This window comes from Methylobacterium sp. CCH5-D2, from assembly GCF_001556475.1.
Classification (GTDB): Bacteria; Pseudomonadota; Alphaproteobacteria; order Rhizobiales; family Beijerinckiaceae; genus Methylobacterium; species Methylobacterium hispanicum.
Genome location: NZ_LSIX01000262.1, coordinates 1 through 212, shown reverse-complemented (window position 1 = coordinate 212; position 212 = coordinate 1). Strand labels below are relative to the sequence as shown.

The window sequence follows — 212 nt, the reverse complement described above, 5'->3', positions numbered from 1 at the left end:
GCCGACAGGCCGCGGGCCTCCACGAGCCATCCCGCCGCGACCGAGGCCGCGATGAACGCCGCCGAGCCCGCTGCCCGGACATGCCCGTACGCGAAGGCGGCGCCCCCGCGCGCCGCGCCGAGCGCCAGGGCGTCCGCGAGCGGGGCCAGCGGCGCGGTCGCGACCGCGTAGGCGAGGCCGGCCGCGAGCACCGGCCAGAAGCCGTGGACCGG

1 pseudogene is annotated in these 212 nt (G+C 81.6%); it reads right to left on the bottom strand.

The features are described 5' to 3' along the window. Positions 1 to 212 (bottom strand): annotated as a pseudogene (locus AX737_RS34160) (MFS transporter); the annotation flags it as partial.